Source organism: Arthrobacter yangruifuii, assembly GCF_009192775.1.
GTDB lineage: Bacteria > Actinomycetota > Actinomycetes > Actinomycetales > Micrococcaceae > Arthrobacter_B > Arthrobacter_B yangruifuii.
This window is the reverse complement of the sequence record NZ_VTFX01000004.1, coordinates 74,804-97,196: the sequence shown is the minus strand read 5'-3', so window position 1 is coordinate 97,196 and position 22,393 is coordinate 74,804. Positions and strand designations below refer to the sequence as shown.

Sequence of the window (22,393 nt, the reverse complement as noted above, 5' to 3'; positions counted from 1 at the left end):
CTGCGCGCCTTGGCGCCGTCGTCGGCCATCTTCCGTCCAGCCGGTGCGGCCTGCGGGGCTTCCCGCCCGCACCGGCTGTATGGTGCTTTCCCAGGCATTATCCGGGCTGACTACGCGGCCGGCGCCGCCCCGCTGCCGGTATGCCTTTTTCCCTTAGCCCGCCCGGATATGCGAAACTTGGGCCCGTGACTTCTCCCCGGCTTTTGGTGCTTTTCGATCTTGATGGAACGCTGGTGGACCCCGCGGGTGCCATCACTGGCGGGATCGGCTCCGCATTGGCGGCGTGCGGTCTTCCCGTGCCGTCCGAAGCGGATCTGCACCGCATGGTGGGCCCGTCCCTGGGAACCTCGCTGCGGGACATTGCCGGCGTGCCGGAAGACCGGTTGGACGCCGTCATCAGGAACTACCGGCAGGGTTACCGCCGCTCCGGCATGGCACAGAGCCGACCGTACCCGGGAATGCCCGAAGCCGTGGAACGGCTGCGCAGGGAAGCGACGGTTGCCGTCGCCACCCAGAAACCCGAGCCGTTGGCACTGGAACTGCTGGCGGTGCAGGGCCTGGAGCAGCTCTTTTCCTCCGTGCACGGTGCCCCTTCGGATGAGCAGGCTGCCGCCGCACTCAATGGAAAGGCCGGCATTATCCGTGCTGCCCTGGAACGGCACGCCGGCACCTATGACCGGGCCGTGATGGTGGGGGACCGCCGGCACGACGTCGAAGGGGCCGCGGCCAACGGGCTGGACTGCATCGGCGTCTCCTGGGGCTTTGCCGCAGCCGGGGAACTGGAAGAGGCGGGGGCCGCCGTCGTTGTGGACACCGCTGCTGAACTGGTGGACGCAGTGCTGCGTGTTGCGGAGAACGGACCGGCCCTTCATGGCGCTTTATAACCTCACCCGGACCGGCATCCGCGGATTGGTCGCCGGGCTGTGCCGGCCCACCATCACCGGTCTGGAGAACGTGCCGAGCTCCGGGCCGTTCATTGTTGCCTGCAACCACCAGTCCTTCCTGGACAGCGTCCTTGTGCAGGCTCTGCTTCCCCGGCGGGTGGGCTTCTTCGCCAAAGCGGAATACTTCACCGGCACCGGGCTCAAGGGCTACGCCATGAAGAGCTTCTTCGAAGGAGTCGGGTCCATTCCGGTGCAGCGGGACCAGCAGGCAGCCAGCGTTGCAGCCCTGAAGACCCTGCTGGACATCCTGGAGGAAGGCGGAGGCGTAGGGATCTATCCCGAGGGCACCCGCTCACGCGACGGCCTGCTCTACCGCGGCCGCACCGGGGTGGGCTGGCTGGCACTGACCTCCGGGGCACCCGTGGTGCCGGTGGGGCTGATCGACACCGACAAACTCCAGCCTGCCGGCAGGAAAACAGTCAAGCCCGGACACTTCAGCCTCAAGGTGGGGTCCCCGCTGTACTTCCAGAAAACCGGGCCGGACCATGCCCTGCCGGCCCGCCGCCAGGCCACCGACCGGGTCATGGAAGCGATTGCGGAGCTCAGCGGCCAGGAGCGCTCGGAGAGCTATAACCGCAACCGCCCCGAGGGGTAGAAAAATCGCAGCGGGCCCCGTCCCCGGCCAGGAGCCCCGGTCAGGCGCCCCGTTCAGCGCCGCGCGAAACCCCGCGCCGCCGTCGGGGGCGGCCCGCAGGCGAACGTAGGATGGAGAAGTGGCAGATCCAGCAACCTACCGGCCGAAAACAGGGGAGATCCCTACGGCACCGGGCGTTTACCGGTTCCGGGACGAACACGGCCGGGTTATCTACGTGGGCAAGGCCAAGAACCTCCGCTCCCGCCTGAACTCCTATTTCGCCAACCCGCGCGGTTTGATGCCCAAGACGCGGGCCATGGTGCACACTGCGGCAGGCGTCGAGTGGACGGTGGTCGGCACCGAACTTGAAGCGCTGCAGCTCGAATACACGTGGATCAAGGAATTCAATCCCCGGTTCAACATCATGTTCCGGGATGACAAGTCCTATCCCTACCTCGCCGTCACCATGGGGGAGAAGTACCCCCGCGCGCAGGTCATGCGCGGAGACCGGCGCAAGGACACCCGCTACTTCGGGCCGTTCTATCCGGCCAAGGCCATCCGGGAAACCCTGCACACACTGCTGCGCGTCTTCCCGGTACGCACCTGCAGCAGCGGCGTCTTCAAGCGTGCCGAACGCACCGGCAGGCCGTGCCTGCTGGGGTACATCGACAAGTGCTCGGCCCCCTGCGTGGGACGCATCAGCCCCGAGGACCACCGCGAGCTCGCCGCCGAACTGTGCGACTTCATGGCCGGCGAAGGCAAGCGCTTCATCTCCAGCCTTGAAAAGGAGATGCAGGCCGCCGTCGCGGAACTGGACTATGAAACCGCCGCCCGGCTCCGGGATGACATCTCCGCCCTGCGGAAGGTCTTTGAACGCAACAACGTGGTGCTCAGCGAAGATACCGACGCTGACATTTTCGCCCTGGAGGAAGACGAACTGGAGGCCTCCGCCCAGGTGTTCCACGTCCGCGGCGGGCGCATCCGCGGCCAGCGCGGCTGGGTGGTGGAAAAGGTCGAGGACAACGACACCGCCGATCTGGTGGAGCACCTGATCCAGCAGGTGTACGGGGAGGCCAATTCCACGGACCGCATTCCGCGCCAGGTCCTGGTCCCGGTGCTGCCGCCGGACGCCGGCGAACTCGCTGAATGGCTGGGCGGGCTGCGCGGCGCCAAGGTCGACATCCGGGTGCCCATGCGCGGTGACAAGAAGGCGCTGATGGAGACCGTGGCCCGCAATGCCGCGGACGCCCTGCGGCTGCACAAAAGCCGCCGCGCCGGGGACATCACCACCCGATCGGCGGCACTCCAGGAACTGCAGGAAGCCCTGGACCTGCCCTCGCCGCCGCTGCGCATCGAGTGCTATGACATCTCCCATGTGCAGGGCACCAACGTGGTGGCTTCCATGGTGGTGGCTGAGGACGGCCTGCCGAAGAAATCGGACTACCGCAAGTTCTCCATCACCGGAGATGCAGCCCGCGACGATACGTCCTCCATGTACAACGTTATTTCCCGCCGCTTCCGGAACTATCTGGCTGAAAACGCGGACCCCGCCGCGGATCCCGATGCGCCTTCGGAACTGCCGGACGAGCGCGACGGCGACGGCGACGTCCAGCCCCTGACGGACACGCTGACCCCGGCGGCCAAGGCAAAGTTCGCCTACCCGCCCAACCTGGTGGTGGTGGACGGCGGCCAGCCGCAGGTCGCAGCGGCGTCCAAGGCCCTGGCTGACCTGGGCATCACCGATGTGCAGGTGGTGGGACTGGCCAAGCGGCTGGAGGAGGTCTGGGTTCCGGACAGCGAGTTCCCGGTGATCCTGCCCCGTGCGTCCGAGGCGCTGTTCCTGCTGCAGCGGGTCCGGGATGAGGCGCACCGCTTCGCCATCACCTTCCACCGGCAGAAACGGGGCAAATCCATGACCGCGTCCCTGCTGGACGAGGTTCCCGGCCTGGGTCCATCCAAACGGCAGGCGCTGCTCAAACACTTCGGGTCGGTAAAGAAACTGCGTGCCGCCACCGAGGACGAGCTTCAGGAGGTTCCCGGAATCGGCCCCGCCATGGCCGCGACCCTGCGCAGCCGGCTGGCTGACCGGGAGACCGCGGGCGCTCCGGCGGTCAACATGACCACCGGCGAAATCCTGGAAACTTAGTTACTCTTGGAAACCGGCGTGTCGGCTCGAACCGTTCGGCGTTTCCACCAAGGCAGGGCAATCAGAATGGGATCACAGCAATGACGCAAGAGGACGGGTTGACCGTAGTGAAACCGGAAGAATCGGAACTGCTCGTTGTCACGGGTATGTCCGGTGCCGGACGCAGTACGGCGGCCAATGCCCTGGAAGACCACGGCTGGTACGTCGTCGAGAACCTTCCTCCGCTGATGCTGGGCACCCTCACCGAACTGGTTTCCCGGATGCCGCAGTCCATTCCGAGGCTCGCCGTCGTGATCGACGTCCGCAGCAAGGAACTCTTCCAGGACATCCGCGAAGCCCTGCGGAACCTGCGGACCGCCGGCGTCACCTACCGGCTGCTCTTCCTCGACGCAGACGATGCCACCCTGGTCCGCCGCTTTGAACAGGGCCGCCGCCCCCATCCGCTGCAGGCAGACGGCAGCATCCTGGACGGAATTGCCGCCGAACGTGAGGTCCTGACGGAGCTGCGGGACGCCTCCGACGTCGTGGTGGACACCTCCAAACTGAACGTTCACGCCCTGGCCACCACCGTGACGGAGCTCTTTACGGAATCCGGCCCCATTGTGCTGCGCCTGAATGTGATGAGCTTCGGCTTCAAGTACGGCCTGCCCGTGGACGCGAACTACGTCGCCGACGTCCGGTTCATCCCGAACCCGCACTGGGTTCCGCAGCTGCGGCCGCACACGGGGCTGGATGAGGATGTCCGCGACTATGTGCTGAAGGCGGAGGGGACTGCAGACTTCCTGGACCGCTATGTCCACTCCCTGGAGCCCGTTATTGACGGTTACCGCCGGGAAAACAAGCACTACGCCACCATCGCCGTCGGCTGCACGGGCGGCAAGCACCGCTCCGTCGCGGTCACCGAGGAGCTGGCAAAGCGGCTGGCCCAGCTTCCCCATGTCACCGTCAGTTCGCACCACCGCGATCTGGGGCGTGAGTAATGACCTTCCTTACCGGACCCCTGCCCCTGATTCCGCAGCGGCAGGGCGAACGGGAGACCGAAGGCCAGACGGTTGGATCCATCGTCGCCCTCGGCGGCGGCCACGGCCTGTCTGCCTCCCTCTCGGCCCTCCGTCTCCTCACCAGTGACCTCACCGCCGTGGTGACGGTGGCCGACGACGGCGGCTCCTCCGGCCGCCTCCGCCGCGAACTGGGCGTCCTTCCGCCCGGAGACCTGCGGATGGCCCTCGCAGCGCTCTGCGATGACACCGACTGGGGGCGGACCTGGCGGGACGTGATGCAGCACCGCTTCCGTTCCCAGCCCGGCATCGAGGGCTCCCTGGATGACCATGCCCTGGGCAACCTGCTGATCGTGACGCTCTGGGAGCTGCTGGGGGACCCGGTCGCCGGCCTGCAGTGGGCCGGCGCACTGCTGGGTGCCCGCGGCCAGGTGCTGCCCATGTCCACCCTGCCGCTGACCATCGAAGGCGATGTCCTGCGCCGGACAGCCGCCGGGGACGTGCTGGAGACCATCAGCGGCCAGGCCAGCCTCGCCGCAGTGGGCAGCGACGTCCACGACGTGCGGCTGCTGCCCGTAGATGCACCGGGCTGTCCGGCAGCGCTGGAGGCCATTGAGCTGGCCGACTGGGTGGTCCTGGGGCCGGGCTCCTGGTACACCTCCGTGCTTCCGCACCTGATGCTTCCGCAGCTGCGGGACGCGCTGTGTGCCACATCCGCCAAACGTTGCCTGACCATGAATCTCACCAACGAGACCACCGAAACCTCGGGAATGACCGCCGTGGACCATCTGGCGGTCATCCGACGCTACGCCCCGGAGTTTAAAGTGGATGCGGTGCTGGTGGATCCGTCCGTCGTCGCGGACCGGGCGGCCTTTGAGGACGCGGTAGCAGAACTCGGCGGGCGTCCGGTCTTCGGTAAGGTGGGGGCAGCGTCGGGGCGTCCGATCCATGATCCGCTCCGCCTCGCGACCGCCTTCCACGATATATTTGGGGAGAATTAGGAGTGTTTTTGTGGCGTTAACCGCAGCAGTAAAAGAGGAATTGTCACGTCTGGACGTGAAGAAATCCTCAGTCCGCAAGGCCGAGGTGTCGGCAATGCTGCGTTTTGCCGGCGGGCTGCACATCATTTCCGGGCGCATAGTCATCGAAGCCGAGGTGGACCTGGCCTCGACGGCCCGCAGGCTGCGGGCAGCCATCGCCGAGGTCTACGGGCATGCCAGCGACATCATCGTGGTCTCCGGCGGCGGACTGCGCCGCGGCAACCGCTACGTTGTCCGCGTGGTGAAGGACGGGGAGTCCCTGGCCCGGCAGACCGGACTGCTCGATGCCCGCGGGCGTCCCGTGCGGGGCCTGCCCTCCGTGGTGGTCAACGGTTCAGCCGCCGACGCCGAGGCAGTCTGGCGGGGAGCGTTCCTGGCCCACGGTTCACTCACCGAACCCGGACGTTCCTCCTCCCTAGAAGTCACCTGCCCCGGACCGGAGGCGGCCCTGGCCCTGGTCGGTTCCGCCCGCCGGATCGGCATTGCCGCCAAGGCACGCGAGGTCCGCGGCGTGGACCGGGTCGTCATCCGCGACGGGGACACCATTGCGGCCCTGCTTACCCGGATGGGTGCCCATGACGCCCTGATGGTCTGGGAAGAGCGCCGCATGCGCAAAGAGGTGCGGGCCACCGCCAACCGGCTGGCCAACTTCGACGATGCGAACCTGCGCCGTTCCGCCCAGGCCGCGGTCGCAGCCGGCGCCCGCGTGGAGCGTGCGCTGGAGATCCTCGGCGAGGACGTTCCGGAGCACCTGCGCTACGCCGGCGAACTGCGCGTGGCACACAAGCAGGCCAGCCTGGACGAGCTGGGACACCTGGCTGACCCGCCCATGACCAAAGACGCCATTGCAGGGCGGATCCGGCGGCTGCTCGCCATGGCGGACAAGCGCGCCGTCGAGCTCGGCGTCCCCGGAACCGAGTCCAGTGTCACTCCTGAGATGTTGGATGAATAGCGTTATTGCATAGGATGGACTAAGCCTGCTGCCTTTTGGCGGCACGATGAGTTTCCGGAGGGAAATTCCGTCCGGAGCATTGATCCGACACCAACGGAGGATTTCATGAACGAATACACACTGCCGGAACTGCCGTACGACTACGCGGCACTTGAACCGCACATTTCCGCACGCATCATGGAACTGCACCACGACAAGCACCATGCCACGTACGTTGCCGGCGCCAACACGGCCCTGGCGCAGATGGCCGAAGCGCGCGAAAAGGGCGAGTTCGGCACCATCGGCAAGCTGTCCAAGGATCTGGCCTTCCACCTGGGCGGCCACACCAACCACAGCGTCTTCTGGAACAACATGTCCCCGGACGGCGGCGACAAGCCCGAAGGCGAGCTGGCTGCAGCCATCGACGAGTTCTTCGGCTCCTTCGACGGATTCCGCGGTCAGTTCACTGCCGTGGCCAACTCCATCCAGGGCTCCGGCTGGTCCATCCTTGCCTACGAACCGCTGGGCAAGAACCTTGTCATCGAGCAGCTCTACGATCAGCAGGGCAACGTTCCCGTGGGAACCATTCCGCTGCTGATGCTCGACATGTGGGAGCACTCCTACTACCTCGACTACGCCAACGTGAAGGGCGACTACGTCAAGGCTTGGTGGAACATCGTCAACTGGGCCGACGTCGCGGCACGGTTCGATGCCGCCCGCACCGGCGCCAAGTCCCTGATCGTCCCCGCCTAGTCAGCACCCCAGCCGCACAATTGTGCGGGTGCCCCGGTCCCTACGGAGACTGTGACGCGTAAGATAAATTCCGTAGGCCCGGTCCCGTCCGGTGCTTTCCGGCACCGGTCGGGACGGGGTCAGGCGCCGCGGCCGGAAGGTTTTCCGAAGCGGAAGTGTCAGGCCGCAGTTAGTCCGGTGGCTTCTTACCCTGAGGTCACGCAGCTCTCGATTGAACCCCTACTCAAGGAGACAGACCAGTGACTACTCGTGTTGGAATCAACGGATTCGGACGTATTGGCCGCAACTACTTCCGGGCGGCGATGGAGCAGAACGCCGACCTCGAGATTGTGGCCGTCAATGACCTCACCAGCCCCGAGACCCTCGCCCACCTCCTGAAGTACGATTCCGTGACCGGCCGGCTGGGAGCCGACGTCGAGGTGCGGGAGGGCAACATTGTCGTCGGCGGCAAGACCATCCGCGTCCTCGCCGAGCGGGACCCCTCGAACCTGCCGTGGAGTGACCTTGGCGTGGACATCGTGATCGAGTCCACCGGGTTCTTCACCAAGGCGGAGGACGCGAAGAAGCACATGGACGCAGGGGCCAAGAAGGTCCTGATCTCCGCTCCCGGCAAGGGCGCCGACATCACCATCGTGATGGGTGTCAACGACGGTGACTACAATCCCGCCTCGCACAACATCATCTCGAACGCCTCCTGCACCACCAACTGCCTCGGGCCGCTGGCCAAGGTGCTCCACGAGGCCTTCGGCATCGAGCGCGGCTTGATGACCACCGTGCACGCCTACACGGCTGACCAGAACCTGCAGGACGGCCCGCACCGGGACCTCCGCCGGGCCCGCGCCGCAGCCCTTAACATTGTCCCCACCACCACCGGCGCGGCCAAGGCCATCGGTCTGGTCCTGCCGGAGCTTGACGGCAAGCTGGACGGTTTCGCGCTGCGCGTTCCGGTGCCCACCGGTTCGGTGACCGACCTGACGGTTACGGTTTCCAAGGAAGCCACGGCGGAGCAGATCAATGATGTCTACAAGGCTGCAGGCAGCGGACCGCTGGCAGGCATCCTGCGCTACACCGACGAGCCGATTGTGTCCTCGGACATCGTCACCGATCCTGCCTCGTGCATCTTCGATTCCGGCCTGACCCGCGTGATGGGGAACCAGGTGAAGGTTGTGGGATGGTACGACAACGAGTGGGGTTACTCCTGCCGTCTGGTGGACCTCACCTCGCTTGTTGCCTCGAAGCTTTAACCAACCAAGTACGCAAAGGTAGACATGACTGTTCAAACCCTCTCCGACCTGATCAGCGACGGCGTCGACGGCAGGTACGTCCTGGTCCGCTCGGACCTGAATGTACCGCTGGATTACGGCCGGGTTACCGACGACGGACGCATCCGGGCGTCCATCCCCACCCTGCAGACCCTCGTGGAGCACGGGGCAAAGGTCATTGTGATGGCCCACCTCGGCCGCCCCAAGGGCAAGCCGGACGAGAAGTACTCCCTACGTCCCGCCGTCGACCGCCTCGACGAACTCGCTCCCTTCGCTGTCGAGTTCGCCGACGACGTCGTGGGGGACAGTGCGCGCGAGCGGGCGGGTGCACTGGCCTCCGGATCCGTGCTGGTGCTGCAGAACATCCGGTTCGATCCGCGCGAAACGTCGAAGGATGACGCCGAACGCCAGGCGCTGGCCGCGGAACTGGCTTCCCTGACCGGCGGCAACGGCGCGTATGTGGACGATGCGTTCGGTGCAGTGCACCGCAAACACGCCAGCGTCTATGACATCGCCGAGGTCCTGCCGGCTTATGAGGGCGACCTGGTCCATACCGAGGTCCAGGTGCTCAAGCGCCTCACCGAAAACCCGGAGAAGCCCTATGTGGTGGTGCTGGGCGGATCCAAGGTTTCCGACAAGCTGGCCGTGATCGAAAACCTGATGGCCCGGGCCGATTATCTCCTGGTGGGCGGCGGCATGGTCTTCACCTTCCTGGCTGCCCAGGGCTACAAGGTGGGCGCGTCCCTGCTGGAGGCAGACCAGATTGAAAATGTGAAGGGCTACCTGAGCCGGGCCAAGGAGGTCGGCTGCGAATTCGTACTGCCCACCGACATTGTGGTGGCGGATAAATTCGCCGCCGACGCCGATGTCGACACCGTCCCCGCCAACGCGATGGAGGACAGCCGCTTCGGCGCCTCCGGCATCGGCCTGGACATCGGACCCGAATCAGCCGACGCGTTTGCCCAGCATATCGGCAAGGGCAGGACCATCTTCTGGAACGGGCCCATGGGTGTATTCGAGTTCGAGGCCTTTGCCAACGGCACCCGTGCGGTAGCGCAGGCGCTGAAGGACTCCTCGGGCTTCAGCGTCGTCGGCGGCGGTGATTCCGCGGCCGCCGTCCGGAAGCTCGGCTTCTCGGAAGCCGACTTCGGGCATATCTCCACCGGCGGCGGCGCCAGCCTCGAATACCTGGAAGGCAAGGCCCTCCCGGGCCTGACCGTCCTCGACAAGTAGAACGAAGGTGCGGGTCCGCTGCGTCAGCGGGCCCGCACCTGCATGTCCCATCCCGCCCGGCCCCTGCGGCCGGTGCACCGCGAGTAAGAAACCGGAGTCACCATGACCACCTCCACGAACGGCAAGTTCGACCGCACACCCCTGATCGCCGGCAACTGGAAAATGAACATGGACCATGTGCAGGGCATTACCCTGCTGCAGAAACTGGCATGGACGCTGAGCGACGCACGCCACGACTACGGCCGGGTGGAGGTTGTGGTGTTCCCTCCGTTCACCGATCTGCGCAGCACGCAGACGCTGGTGGCCGGCGACAAGCTGAAGGTGGAATACGGCGCGCAGGACCTTTCACCGAATGATTCCGGTGCCTTCACCGGCGACATTTCGGGCCAGTTCCTCGCCAAGCTCGGCTGCACCTATGTCCTGGTGGGCCACAGCGAACGCCGGTCGGTCCACGGCGAGAGCGATGAACTGCTGAATGAGAAGCTCAAGGCTGCCTACCGCCATAACCTGGTGCCGATCCTTTGTGTGGGTGAGGGCCTGGAGGTCCGTCAGGCAGGGGACCACGTCCCGCACACCCTGGAGCAGGTCCGCAGCGACATTGCCGGCCTCGATGCGGAACAGGTGTCCAGCCTGGTTATTGCGTACGAGCCCATCTGGGCCATCGGCACGGGCGAAGTGGCCGGTCCCGATGACGCACAGGAAATGTGCGCGGCCATCCGCGCCGAAATCGCGGATCTCTACGACGATACCGTCGCCGCCAAGACCCGCCTGCTTTACGGCGGCTCGGTCAAGGCCGCCAATGCGGCAAGCATTCTGGGTGAACGCGACGTGGACGGCGTGCTGGTTGGCGGTGCCAGTTTGGATGTAGGCGAATTTGCTAATATTGTCAGGTTCGAACAACATCTGGTGACTGACTGAACTGCAGCTGAAGGCGCCGCAGCGGCGTCTCCAATCCATGAGTCACCCGAAAGGCCGTAAGTGGAAATTCTGAAGATCGTCCTGCTGGTGCTCCTTGCGATCACGAGCCTGCTGCTGACGCTGCTCATCCTGCTGCACAAGGGCCGCGGCGGCGGTATGTCGGATATGTTCGGCGGCGGCATGACCAGCAGCCTCGGCTCCTCCGGCGTTGCCGAAAAGAACCTGAACCGATTCACTGTGGCCCTGGCCGTTTCATGGGGCCTGGTTATTGTGGCTCTCGGACTGATCCAGCGCTTCGCCGGCGAGGCATAGGCAGCAGTCCCCGAAAGCAGCATTTAGAGGAATGGCCCCCGGATATTTCCGGGGGCCATTCCTCTTGGTATGCCGGGGTGCAGGTCCTAGTCCTCGTCCTCCTCGGACTCATCCGAGGCCAGCAGCCGCTTGGACAGCTGCGACGCCGCGGCCTCGTCAATCAGCCAGCGGGTCTTGGTACGCCCGCGGGCTCCGGCGGCGGGTACCTGGATGGGCCCGGCTCCGGCCAGGGCGAGGCCGACCGCGCCGGCCTTGTCGTTGCCGGCAACGCCCAGCCAGATTTCGGAGGCAGTGTTGATGCTTTCCAGGGTCAGGGAAACCCGTTCCGGCGGGGGCTTCGGGGCGTCCCGGACAGCAACGGTTGTCTGTCCGACGGTGCGGATGCCGGGGGTCTCCGGGAACAGGGAAGCAATGTGGGCATCCGGTCCCACGCCCAGCAACAGGACATCGAAACGCGGAAGCCGTGCATCCACCGGCTCCAACCCGGCTTCGAGCTGCTCACCGGCGGCCGCATCGGCCAGCTGGCGCGCATAGTCCGCGGCGGCCTCTTCCACCGTTCCCACCTCGTCGGCCGTGGCGACGGCGTGGATCCGGCCGGCGGGAACCCCAAGCGGGTCCAGCATCGCCTGCCGGGCCTGTACCGAGTTCAGTTCCCGGTTTCCGGCCGGAAGGAACCTTTCATCACCCCACCAGAAGTTCACGCGGGTCCAATCCACTGCCGTCCGCGCCGGGTTGGCCGTCACCGCCTCAAGTGTTGCTATGCCCACAGAGCCGCCGGTCAGCACCACGGTGGCCTCACCGCGCCGGCTCTGGACATCCACGAGCTTGGTGATCAGCCGCCCGGCGTTGGTCGCCACGAGCGCCTGCGGAGTGGGATGGATGCTTACGCCTTTGGGGGAGGGCCTCATGCCTGCGCCCTTTCCGGGGACAGGCAGGCCGCCAGTCCCTCAGTAAGTACTTCTCCGTAGACCTCATCCGGGTCCAGCCGGCGCAGTTCCTCCGCGAGGCAGTCCCGCAGGGAACGCCGGGGAAGGGAGATCTGCTGTTCGGGCTGTCCTGGCTGCGTCAGGTGGGCCGTGACCTGGTCCGGGCGGGCCAGTTCCACGTTCCCGCCCTCGCAGGTGAACACCACCCGGTGAATACCGGTCCCGGCTTTCCCCTCGATGATCTCCAACGGCACACGCAGCGCCTTCTTGAGCCAGGCCGCCAGCAGGAAGGTGCTGGCCGAGTCCGAGGCGCCTTCGACCACAATGGACCGGACCTTTGCGGCTCCGACTCCGTCCAGGACCGCAGCCAGTTGAATACGCCAGTTGGTGAGGCGGGTCCAGCTGAGATCGGTATCGCCGGCCGCATAGCTGCCGGCCAGTCCCAGCAGTGCCTTCTTGGGATCCTCCTCGGTGGCGGCGTCGGTAATACGGCGGTGCGCGATGGCTCCCAGCGGTGTCCGTGCCGGATCCTGCGGAACTCCATGCGGCCACCAGGCCACGATCGGTGCGTCCGGCAGCAGCAGGGCAGACACCAGGGATTCACTTTCACCTGCAAGTTCGCCGTACCCGGACAGCACAATCACCTCGGAGGCACCGGCGTCGCCGCCCACCCGGATCTGTGCGTCCAGGCGGGTTTTCTCCTCCGCGCTGCCCTCGGCCAGCACAATAATGCGGCAGGGGTGTTCACGGCTGGCTTCGTTGGCGGCAGCGATGGCCTCCTCAACGAAGTCCGGCTGCGTATCCACCACCAGGGTCAGCACGCGGCCGAGGGTCACCACGCCGCCCCGTTCCCGCATGGCAACAATTTCCTTGGACACCTTGGATGTGGTGGTGTCCGGCAGTTCCACTATCACGGCCTTCTCCAGGTCCTTCCGTCTTGGGCAAGCAGCTCGTTGGCGGAGTCCGGCCCCCAGCTTCCAGGGGCATAAGGCTCAGGCTGGGTGTCCAGAGACGCCCAGTATTCTTCAAACGGATCCACGATCTTCCAGGAAAGCTCCACTTCCTGGTGCCGCGGGAACAACGGAGGCTCACCCAGCAGCACGTCCAGGATGAGCCGCTCATAGGCCTCCGGACTGGACTCGGTAAAGGAATGTCCGTAGCCAAAGTCCATGGAGACATCGCGGACCTCCATCTGTGTGCCCGGCACCTTCGAGCCGAAGCGGATGGTGGCGCCTTCGTCGGGCTGCACGCGGATAACTACGGCGTTCTGGCCGAAGTCGTCCCCGTTGTGCGGCCGGAACAGCAGGTTGGGGGAGCGCTTGAAGACCACGGCAATTTCCGTGACGCGTCTGCCCAGCCGTTTGCCGGCGCGCAGGTAGAACGGGACTCCGGCCCATCGGCGGGTATTGATGTCCAGCCGGATGGCGGCGAAGGTCTCAGTCTTGGACTCCGGGTTGAAGCCCTCTTCATCCAGGAAACCGGTCACCTTCTCACCGCCCTGCCAGCCGCCGGTGTATTGCCCCCGCGCAGAACTGCGGGACAGGTCCTCCGGCAGCCGGACAGCGGCAAGCACCTTTTCCTTCTCGGCGCGCAGGTGGTCCGCATTGAAGGAGATGGGTTCCTCCATGGCGGTCAGCGCGAGGAGCTGGAGCAGGTGGTTCTGGATGACGTCGCGGGCCGCCCCGACGCCGTCGTAATATCCGGCACGGCCGCCGATGCCGATGTCCTCGGCCATGGTGATCTGCACGTGGTCCACGTAGTTGGCGTTCCAGATCGGTTCAAAGAGCTGGTTCGCGAACCGGAGGGCCAGGATGTTCTGGACGGTTTCCTTGCCCAGGTAATGGTCAATCCGGAACACCGAATCCGCCGGGAACACCGATTCCACCACGTTGTTCAGTTCCCGCGCCGAGGCGAGGTCGTGCCCAAACGGCTTTTCGATGACCACGCGCCGCCACTTGCCCTGGGAGGTTTTGGCGAGTCCGTGTTTGGACAGCTGCTGGCAGACCTGTTCAAAGGACTTGGGCGGCACGGAGAGGTAGAACGCGTGGTTACCCCGGGTTCCGCGCTGTTCATCGAGGTCCTCAAGGGTTGCCTTGAGCTTTTCGAAGGCTTCGTCGCTGTCAAAACCGCCCTCGACAAACCGGATGCCCTGGGCGAGCTGCTTCCACACGCCTTCGTTGAAGTCGGTCCGGGCGTAGGCCTTGACGGACTCCAGCACCTGCGCGGCGAAGTCCTCGTGGCTCCATGGACGGCGGCCGAAGCCCACCAGCGAAAAGCTCGGGGGAAGCAGGCCCCGGTTGGCCAGATCATAGACGGCCGGAATGAGCTTCTTCCGCGCGAGGTCTCCGGTCACGCCGAAGATCACCAGCGAGGAAGGACCCGCGATCCGGCTCAGCCGGAGGTCGCGGCGGTCCCGCAGGGGGTTGCGCGTCCCCGCCTTCTCCTCGGCGGGCATTTAGCTGCGGCTTTCATCTGCGGCCAGGGCGCGCACAACGTTCTCGATCTCGCGGACCCCTTCGGCCCGGTTCAGCAGGTGCAACCGAAGGACCGGGCGGCCCTGGTCCGAGAGGACCTGCGCATCGCCGGCGGCCTGCGCGCTGATGAGCTCCCCGAAGGTGAAGGGGCGGTCGGGAATGGCAACGTCACGGGCGGGTTTGCCGGTGATCTGCAGGAACACACCCTGCGCCGGCCCGCCCTTGTGGAACTGGCCCGTGGAGTGCAGGAAGCGCGGGCCCCAGCCAAAGGTCACGGGCCGGCCGGTGGCCGCCGCCAGCTCGGGGCGGATGCCGGCGAGCTCAGCCTGGCGGTTGCGGTCAAGGTAGGCCTGCACGCTCAGGTAGCCGTCCGTACCGAGCTGCCGCAGCAGGGCCGATACCGCACCGCGGAGGGTGTGGGCGGTGCCGAGCAGGTCAGCGGAACCCCGTACTTCGACGGAACCGTCAATGAAGGACGGTTCCGTGGGTTCGGGGGTGGAGTCCAGCAGTCCGCGGGCCGCCTTCTTGGCAGCTTCGACATCCGGCTGGTCGAACGGGTTGATGTTCAGCAGCCGTCCGGCCACCGCGGTGGCGAATTCCCACAGCATCATGGAGCTGCCCAGGCTGCCGGAGACCATCACCTGGTCCCCTTCGGGAAGGGCCTCCGAGTCGACGGGGACAAGGCGGACCGTGAGCACGTCGCCGGCGCCGGAAACCATCTCCGGTGCACCGGGTTCGACGGCGACGGGCAGCAGGCCGGTGCCGAGCTTGCCGGTAGATTCGGCAATCAGCTGTTCGGCCCAGTCGGGGAAACCGGCCAGTCCCGAACCCTCATCAACAATAACGATCTTGTTGCGCAGCGGCTCGGTTCCGCCGAGGGCAGCCCCGAGCTGCAGTCCGATGTTGTCCGGGGCGTCGTCCCGCAGCATTTCCGCGGTCAGCTCGGCGTCGTCGAGCAGGGTTTCAATGTCCGCTCCGGCCAGGCCGGAGGGCACCAGGCCGAACGCGGTCAGGGCGGAGTAGCGCCCGCCCACGTTGGGGTCGGCGTTGAACACGGCGCGGTATCCGGCTTCGCGGGCCGCCGAATCGAGCGGGGATCCCGGGTCGGTGACAACCACGATGCGGGACTTCGCATCGATGCCGGCGTCCGTGAAGGCCTGTTCGAAGACCCGGCGCTGCGAGTCGGTCTCCACCGTGGAGCCCGACTTCGAGCTCACGACGATCACGGTTTCGGCGAGGCGGTCCTCCAGGGCCGCCGCGACGACGTCGGGGTCGGTTGAATCCAGCACGGTCAGGTCCACGCCCGCCGTGCGGGTAATGACCTCGGGCGCCAGGGAAGAGCCGCCCATGCCGGCCAGGACCACGCGGGTCACCGACTCGGCGGCGAGCTCTTCCCTCAGCGCCGCAATCTGTCCCACGAGCGGCCGGGAGCTTTCTCCGGGATTCAGCCACCCAAGGCGGATGGATGCCTCGGCTTCGGCGTCGGGTCCCCACAGGGTGGGATCCTGGGCCACAAGACGGGACGCTACTTCATCCCCCACGAGTTCGGGCACCTTGGCGTCGACGGCGATGCTTGCCGCCCCGGCTGCTTCAAAGGACAGTGTGGTCATGTTTCCTATGCCTCTTTCGCGGTATCCAGTGCGGTCTGAACGGTCTGCAGGAGCTCGCCCCAGCTGACCACGAACTTGTCGAGGCCTTCGGTTTCGAGCTGCTCCACAACGTCGTTGTAGGAGATGCCCAGGCCGTCAAGTGAATCCAGCACGCCGTTGGATTCAGCGTAGGTGCCGGTGATCGTGTCCCCGGTAACCTCGCCGTGGTCCGCGGTGGCTGCCAGCGTCTTTTCCGGCATGGTGTTCACGGTGTTCGGTGCCACCAGGCCCGTGACGTACAGGGTGTCCGGCAGGGCCGGGTCCTTCACGCCGGTGGAGGCCCACAGCGGGCGCTGGGCGTTGGCGCCGGCTGCTGCCAGCACCTGCCAGCGTTCCGTGGCGAACTGCTCTTCGAAGACCTGGTAGGCCAGGCGGGCGTTGGCCAGGCCGGCCTTGCCCTTCAATGCCGTGGCTTCCTCGGTGCCGAGGGCGTCAAGACGCTTGTCAATCTCGGCGTCGACCCGGGAAACGAAGAAGGATGCGACGGAGTGGATGGTGGACAGGTCGTGCCCGTTTTCCTTCGCCTGTTCGATGCCGAGCATGTACGCGTTGATGACCTCGCGGTAACGCTCGAGCGAGAAGATCAGGGTTACGTTCACGCTGATGCCGGCGGCCAGCGTGGCAGTGATTGCCGGCAGGCCTTCCTTGGTGGCGGGGATCTTGATCAGCACGTTGTAGCGGCCGACCTTGTCGAAAAGTTCCTTCGCCTCGTTGATGGTGCCCTGGGTGTCACGCGACAGGCGCGGATCAACCTCAATGGACACACGGCCGTCCACGCCGTGCGTGGCCTCGGCTACGGGGGCGAAAACATCGCAGGCCTGGATGACGTCGTCGGTGGTGATCTCGAAGACCGACTTGTCGACGGTGGCGCCTGAACGGGCGAGCTGCTGCACCTGGGCGGCGTAGGACTCGCCGTTGGCCAGGGCTGCGGCGAAGATGCTCGGGTTCGTGGTCACGCCGACCACGTTCCATTCGTCAACGAGCTTCTTCAGGGAACCGGAAACAATCCGTTCGCGGGAGAGGTCGTCCAGCCAGATGGAGACGCCGGCTTCGGAAAGCCGGGCCGTGGGAGTTGAAGTCATGGGTGATGCTCCTTTAGATCAGGGGGTTACTGCTGGTCGCCGGTCTCGGTGGACTGCGCTCCGGAAGCGGCACCGGTGGTGCCGTCGGGTGCCGATCCGCTGCCGCCGACGGCCGCAAGGGAGTCTCGGGCAGCCTGCGCCACGGCGTCGGCGGTGATGCCGAATTCGCGGAACAGTGTCTTGTAGTCGGCGGAAGCCCCGAAGTGCTCCAGTGAGACGCTGCGGCCGGCATCGCCGACAATTTCGCGCCAGCCGAGGGCAACGCCCGCTTCCACGGAAACGCGGGCACGGATGTCCTTGGGCAGGACGGACTCGCGGTAATCCTGGTCCTGCTTGTTGAACCACTCGATGCTCGGCATCGACACCACGCGGGCGGCTACGCCTTCCGCGGCGAGGGCTTCGCGGGCCTCGACGGCCAGCTGGACCTCGGAACCGGTGCCGACCAGGATGACGTCGGGCGTGACGACGCTGCCGTCACGGACGGCTTCGGCAAGCACGTATCCGCCGCGGGAGGCACCCTCGGCGGAGCCGAATTCGGTGGCCGTGGCAGCACCTTCGTCGCGGGAGTAGGTGGGGATGTTCTGGCGGGTCAGCACAATGCCGGCCGGGTTTTCGGTGTTTTCCAGAATGGTCCGCCAGGCGACGGCCACCTCGTTTGCATCACCCGGGCGGACGACGTCGAGCCCCGGGATGGCGCGCAGGGAGGCGAGCTGCTCCACCGGCTGGTGGGTGGGTCCGTCTTCGCCGAGCCCGATGGAATCGTGGGTCCAGACGTAGATGGCAGGCACGCCCATCAGTGCGCCGAGGCGGATGGCCGGACGCTGGTAGTCGCTGAAGATCAGGAAGGTACCGGAGAAGGCCCGGGTGTTGCTGTGCATCGTGATGCCGTTGACGATCGACGCCGCGGCGTGTTCGCGGATGCCGAAGTGCAGCACGCGGCCGTACGGGTTGCCGGACCAGGCGTTGGTCTGCTTGCCCGCGGGGATGAAGGAGGGGGAGCCTTCAATCGTGGTGTTGTTGGACTCCGCAAGGTCGGCAGAGCCGCCCCACAGTTCCGGCAGGGCCGGGCCAATGGCGGAGAGGACCTTGCCGGAAGCGGCACGGGTGGACATGTCCTTGCCGGCTTCGAAGACGGGCAGCGATGCTTCCCAGCCTTCGGGGAGCTCGCCCTTTTCGAGGCGGGCAAGCAGGGCGGAGCCTTCGGCGTTGGCTTCTTCCCAGGCCTTGAAGCCTTCGTTCCACTCTTCGTGGGCCTTCGCTCCGCGGGCCACTGCCTGGCGTGCGTGCTCGAGGACCTCGGGGTCCACGTCGAAGTTCTTCGCCGGGTCGAAGCCCAGCGTCTCCTTCAGTGCCGCTACTTCGTCGGCGCCCAGGGCGGAACCGTGGATCTTGCCGGTGTTCTGCTTGTTCGGTGCAGGCCAGCCGATGATGGTGCGCAGGGAAATGATGGAGGGGCGGCCGGTTTCGGCCTTGGCTGCCATCAGTGCGTTGTACAGCTCGTTGACGTCTTCGACGTATTCACCGGTCTTGGTCCAGTCCACCCGCTGGGTGTGCCAGCCATAGGCTTCGTAGCGCTTGAGCACGTCTTCGGTGAAGGCAATGTCGGTGTCGTCTTCGATGGAGATGTGGTTCTCGTCGTAGATCACTACGAGGTTGCCCAGTTCCTGGTGCCCGGCCAGCGAGGACGCTTCGGCCGTGACGCCTTCCTGCATGTCGCCGTCGGAGGCGATGACCCAGATGGTGTGGTCGAACGGGCTGGTGCCGTCGGCGGCGTCGGCGTCGAGCAGACCGCGCAGGCGGCGCTGGGCGAAGGCGAAGCCGACGGAGGAGGCGAGGCCCTGGCCGAGCGGGCCCGTGGTGATTTCGACGCCGTCGGTGTGGCGGTACTCGGGGTGGCCCGGGGTCTTGGAACCCCAGGTACGCAGGGACTGCAGGTCCTCCAGTTCCAGGCCGTAGCCGGAGAGGAAGAGCTCAATGTAGAGGGTCAGGGAGGTGTGCCCGGGGGAGAGGACGAACCGGTCGCGTCCGATCCAGTGCGGATCCGACGGGTCGTGGCGCATGACCTTCTGGAACAAAAGGTACGCGGCCGGGGCAAGGCTCATGGCCGTACCGGGGTGGCCGTTGCCGACCTTCTCCACGGCATCGGCGGCCAGCACACGGGCGGTATCAACTGCCCTGCGGTCCGTATCGGTCCAGATCAGTTCTTGCTCTTCCATATGTGGCACGTTTACCGGGCCCCTCTCTCTGCAGACAACCGGTGCTGTACAGCACCGGACATGCCCGGATGCCCCGTGAACGGGTGCGTCCGGTTCCTTTACCACTACAACCAACGACAGACGCAAATCGATACCGCGCACGGCATAACTTGTTCCGCGTCCCGCAGCCGAGACTGCGGATACTGCTTAATAGTGTGTGTTGCTTTACCCCTCCCGCACCGTTGCCGGCCGCGGGAAAGGTCCGTTCCAACCTTATCGTCTAAGGCTGCTTCCTGCCTGCCCCGGCGGGCCGTGCCGCGCGGTGCGGGGCGCGAACTTTGGCATGCCTGCGGGTAGGTGGGCCAGCACGCCTGAAGGGCTTCGTTTTCTACAACCGATAGAGGTTATGATGGGGACGGACTTTTTCGTTCCAGATTGGATAAAGTGATCGCTTCGTGACTACCCAGCATGCCGAATCCCCTGTCTACACGGGGAAGATGACGGTGGGCCGCAAGGCCCGGGCTTACGTGGCGCTCACCAAACCGCGCGTCATCGAACTTCTGCTCGTGACCACCCTGCCGACCATGATCTTCGCCGAACGGGGACTGCCGTCCCTGGGCCTGATCCTGGCCACCATGGTGGGCGGTGCCCTTGCAGCAGGCAGCGCCGGTGCCTTCAACTGCTATATCGACCGCGATATGGACAAGCTGATGAAGCGGACAAAGAACCGTCCGCTGGTCACCGGCGAAGTCTCCCCGCGTGAGGCGATGGTTTTTGCCTGGGTGCTGGGCATTGTGGCCATTGCCCTGCTCTGGTTCGGAGCCAACCCGCTCACGGGCCTGCTCGGCGTCGGCGCCATTTTCCTGTACGTGGTGTTCTACACCCTGATCCTCAAGCGCCGCACCACCCAGAATATTGTCTGGGGCGGCGCCGCCGGCTGCATGCCCGTGCTGATCGCGTGGGCTGCCGTCACCAACAAGGTGGAATGGCCGGCCATCATTCTGTTCATGATCATCTTCCTGTGGACGCCGCCGCACTACTGGCCGCTGTCCATGAAGTACGGCGAGGATTACCGCAATGCCAGCGTGCCGATGCTCGGGGCCGTGGCCGGTGCCAAGCTGGTTTCCGTCCAGGTGGTGCTGTACGCCTACGCCACCGTGGCCTGCTCGCTGCTCCTGGTTCCCGTCGGCGGTGCCGGCTGGGTTTACACCATCGCCGCGCTGCTGTCCGGCGGCTGGTTCGTGGCCGAGGCACACAAGCTGCACTCCCGGGCCCAGCGTGAAGAGCTCAACGATAAGTCCGCCATGAAGGTCTTCCACCTGTCGATCAGCTACCTCACCATCCTCTTCCTGGCTCTGGCCGTGGACCCGTTCGTGGGTTCCGCGCTGGTGTAGCCTCCTGCTCCGCTTCCGGCGGCCGGATCCCTTCGGGGGTCCGGCCGCTGCTGTTTCCGGGGTTCGCTGGTGGCCTCGCGCCTGGGGCGACGGGCGTTCCGGGTGTTCCGGAACGGCGGCAACGAAACTCCCGGCTCGCAGAGCTCGCCGGGAGTATTAAAGCCGCCTAACCCGGAACGTCCTGCACGTCTGTGGAGGAAGGTCCCTCATCGGGCTGCAACAGTTCATCTACTGAGCAGATAACGGGCTATGGGACACCGGATAACCGCGTTATCTGCTCAGTCGACGGGCGGAAGCCGGGAATGGTGTGGCTTCGGGCGAGGGCCAGCCGCCCCGGAGCGCACAGCTTCCCACGCTTTGGGACAGGTGTTGCTTCAGGGGTCACACCCGGAACAGCAGTACCAGAGTGTGGGAGCCTCTGCGGCGGGGAGGCCTCCCTGCGACCGACGGCCCGGCACAGCCCTAGGACACAAAAAGGGCCGGACCCCGCGGGGGAGTCCGGCCCTTTCGTCGGGAACCGCAGCGCTACTTCCGCAGCCGGTTACTACTTCCGGGCAGCGCGGCGGCCGGACCGGGTGTTCCGGGCGGCCCGTGCCTGCTCCACGGCAACAGCAGCACCGCCGGGGACCTGCTTGTTGAAACCGATGTACACCGTCTGCGCCGCGGCAGCCGTCAGCAGGCAGGCACCGAGCATGTGCAGCGCCACCAGGGCGATGGGCAGGTGCAGGAAGTGCTGGACGTAGCCGATGGCCGCCTGGGCCAGGACGACGACGCCGAGCAGCAGCACGGCTTTGCGGACCCGGGCATCAGCGCCCCGGCGGAAGACCAGGTACAGCGCGACCGCCAGCGCAAACACCAGCAGGTACACGGGCACCACATGGATACGGGTGATCAGGTCCGGATTCAGGCCGTTGCGGGCTGCACCATGATCGCCGGCGTGCGGGCCGGAACCGGTGACCACCACACCCAGCACCACCGTCAGCGCGGCCAGCACGCCGATGGCTCCCAGCACGGGCCGCAGGCTCCCGTCCGCCAGCGGTGCATGGCGTGCCTGCAGGTCCAGCGCAGACAGGCGGGACCGGTTGACCATCACCACGGCCACGCTGATCATGACCGTCGAGGCGAGGAAGTGCAGGCCCACCACCCACGGGTTCAGATCGGTCAGGACGGTAATTCCGCCGATCACGGCCTGCGCCGGGACGCCGGCCAGGAGTGCGATGGACAGCCACCAGAGGTCGCGGCGCTCGGCCCGGACGCGCCAGACGGAGAACACCGTGGCAAAGGCAATGGCCGTCAGCACGAAGGTCAGCATCCGGTTGCCGAACTCGATGATGCCGTGAAGCCCCATCTCCGGCGTCGTGACCAGGGAGTCCGCCGTGCACAGCGGCCACTCAGGGCAGCCGAGGCCGGATGCGGTCAGGCGCACCGCTCCGCCGGTCACCACAATGACGATGTTGGCCACCAGGGAGGCGACGGCAAGGTTGCGGATAAGCCGTCCGGCCGCTGCCGGCTGCGGGCTGTTCGCTTGCCGGGCGGGGACTCCGGCCGAGGTCTGTGACACG

The 22,393-nt window shown here is 66.0% G+C and carries 19 protein-coding genes; 12 read left to right on the top strand and 7 right to left on the bottom strand.

Annotation, left to right across the window (positions count from 1 at the left end; all coding sequences use genetic code 11):
* Positions 1-185: 185 nt before the first annotated feature.
* The 11 genes from GD627_RS08410 (at position 186) to secG (ending at position 11,111) form a co-directional block, all read left to right on the top strand.
* Positions 186-884 carry an HAD hydrolase-like protein gene (locus tag GD627_RS08410; protein WP_246165399.1) on the top strand — a complete coding sequence of 233 codons (699 nt, stop codon included), beginning with the start codon at positions 186-188 and terminating at the stop codon, positions 882-884.
* Positions 871-1,539 (top strand): lysophospholipid acyltransferase family protein, encoded by a 669-nt coding sequence (locus GD627_RS08405; RefSeq protein ID WP_152272131.1) that lies wholly within the window; start codon positions 871-873, stop codon positions 1,537-1,539. Before GD627_RS08410 ends, GD627_RS08405 begins: the two co-directional genes overlap by 14 nt.
* A 118-nt stretch (positions 1,540-1,657) precedes the next feature.
* Positions 1,658-3,664, top strand: a complete 2,007-nt coding sequence (uvrC, locus tag GD627_RS08400; protein ID WP_152272130.1) for an excinuclease ABC subunit UvrC — start codon at positions 1,658-1,660, stop codon at positions 3,662-3,664.
* An 80-nt stretch (positions 3,665-3,744) separates the two neighbouring features.
* Positions 3,745-4,644: an RNase adapter RapZ gene (gene rapZ, locus GD627_RS08395; RefSeq protein WP_152272129.1), complete on the top strand. Its 900-nt coding sequence runs from the start codon at positions 3,745-3,747 to the stop codon at positions 4,642-4,644.
* A complete protein-coding gene (locus tag GD627_RS08390) occupies positions 4,644-5,663 on the top strand; it encodes a gluconeogenesis factor YvcK family protein (RefSeq protein WP_152272128.1) in 1,020 nt (339 codons plus the stop codon). Before rapZ ends, GD627_RS08390 begins: the two co-directional genes overlap by 1 nt.
* Before the next feature lie 10 nt (positions 5,664-5,673).
* Complete coding sequence (whiA, locus tag GD627_RS08385) at positions 5,674-6,654, top strand: DNA-binding protein WhiA (RefSeq protein WP_146362018.1); 981 nt, start codon at positions 5,674-5,676, stop codon at positions 6,652-6,654.
* A 105-nt stretch (positions 6,655-6,759) separates the two neighbouring features.
* Complete coding sequence (locus tag GD627_RS08380) at positions 6,760-7,386, top strand: superoxide dismutase (RefSeq protein WP_146362017.1); 627 nt, start codon at positions 6,760-6,762, stop codon at positions 7,384-7,386.
* Between the two features lie 239 nt (positions 7,387-7,625).
* A complete protein-coding gene (gene gap, locus GD627_RS08375) occupies positions 7,626-8,630 on the top strand; it encodes a type I glyceraldehyde-3-phosphate dehydrogenase (protein WP_146362016.1) in 1,005 nt (334 codons plus the stop codon).
* Positions 8,631-8,654: 24 nt separating this feature from the next.
* A complete protein-coding gene (locus tag GD627_RS08370; RefSeq protein WP_152272127.1) occupies positions 8,655-9,881 on the top strand; it encodes a phosphoglycerate kinase in 1,227 nt (408 codons plus the stop codon).
* Positions 9,882-9,983: 102 nt separating this feature from the next.
* On the top strand, positions 9,984-10,799 hold the full coding sequence (gene tpiA / locus GD627_RS08365) for a triose-phosphate isomerase (RefSeq protein ID WP_152272126.1): 816 nt from the start codon (positions 9,984-9,986) through the stop codon (positions 10,797-10,799).
* A gap of 60 nt (positions 10,800-10,859) precedes the next feature.
* Positions 10,860-11,111 (top strand): preprotein translocase subunit SecG, encoded by a 252-nt coding sequence (gene secG / locus GD627_RS08360; RefSeq protein ID WP_146362013.1) that lies wholly within the window; start codon positions 10,860-10,862, stop codon positions 11,109-11,111.
* A gap of 86 nt (positions 11,112-11,197) precedes the next feature.
* Here the strand turns inward: secG and pgl are convergent, their stop codons facing one another.
* The 6 genes from pgl to tkt are packed head-to-tail and all read right to left on the bottom strand — an operon-like array spanning position 11,198 to position 19,458.
* Complete coding sequence (gene pgl / locus GD627_RS08355; protein ID WP_152272125.1) at positions 11,198-12,019, bottom strand: 6-phosphogluconolactonase; 822 nt, start codon at positions 12,017-12,019, stop codon at positions 11,198-11,200.
* Complete coding sequence (locus GD627_RS08350; RefSeq protein ID WP_152272124.1) at positions 12,016-12,951, bottom strand: glucose-6-phosphate dehydrogenase assembly protein OpcA; 936 nt, start codon at positions 12,949-12,951, stop codon at positions 12,016-12,018. Before GD627_RS08350 ends, pgl begins: the two co-directional genes overlap by 4 nt.
* Positions 12,948-14,492: a glucose-6-phosphate dehydrogenase gene (gene zwf / locus GD627_RS08345; protein WP_152272123.1), complete on the bottom strand. Its 1,545-nt coding sequence runs from the start codon at positions 14,490-14,492 to the stop codon at positions 12,948-12,950. The genes GD627_RS08350 and zwf overlap by 4 nt, the downstream gene beginning before the upstream one ends.
* Positions 14,493-16,121 (bottom strand): glucose-6-phosphate isomerase, encoded by a 1,629-nt coding sequence (locus tag GD627_RS08340; RefSeq protein ID WP_152272122.1) that lies wholly within the window; start codon positions 16,119-16,121, stop codon positions 14,493-14,495.
* Between the two features lie 5 nt (positions 16,122-16,126).
* Positions 16,127-17,242: a transaldolase gene (gene tal, locus GD627_RS08335; RefSeq protein ID WP_146362008.1), complete on the bottom strand. Its 1,116-nt coding sequence runs from the start codon at positions 17,240-17,242 to the stop codon at positions 16,127-16,129.
* Between the two features lie 26 nt (positions 17,243-17,268).
* Positions 17,269-19,458, bottom strand: coding sequence for a transketolase (gene tkt, locus GD627_RS08330; RefSeq protein ID WP_152272121.1), 2,190 nt, complete (start codon positions 19,456-19,458; stop codon positions 17,269-17,271).
* A gap of 476 nt (positions 19,459-19,934) precedes the next feature.
* Between tkt and GD627_RS08325 the strand changes: the two genes are divergently transcribed.
* Complete coding sequence (locus tag GD627_RS08325) at positions 19,935-20,831, top strand: heme o synthase (RefSeq protein WP_146362412.1); 897 nt, start codon at positions 19,935-19,937, stop codon at positions 20,829-20,831.
* Positions 20,832-21,375: 544 nt separating this feature from the next.
* Here the strand turns inward: GD627_RS08325 and GD627_RS08320 are convergent.
* Positions 21,376-22,392, bottom strand: coding sequence for a COX15/CtaA family protein (locus GD627_RS08320; RefSeq protein WP_246165398.1), 1,017 nt, complete (start codon positions 22,390-22,392; stop codon positions 21,376-21,378).
* Between the last annotated feature and the right edge of the window lies 1 nt (position 22,393).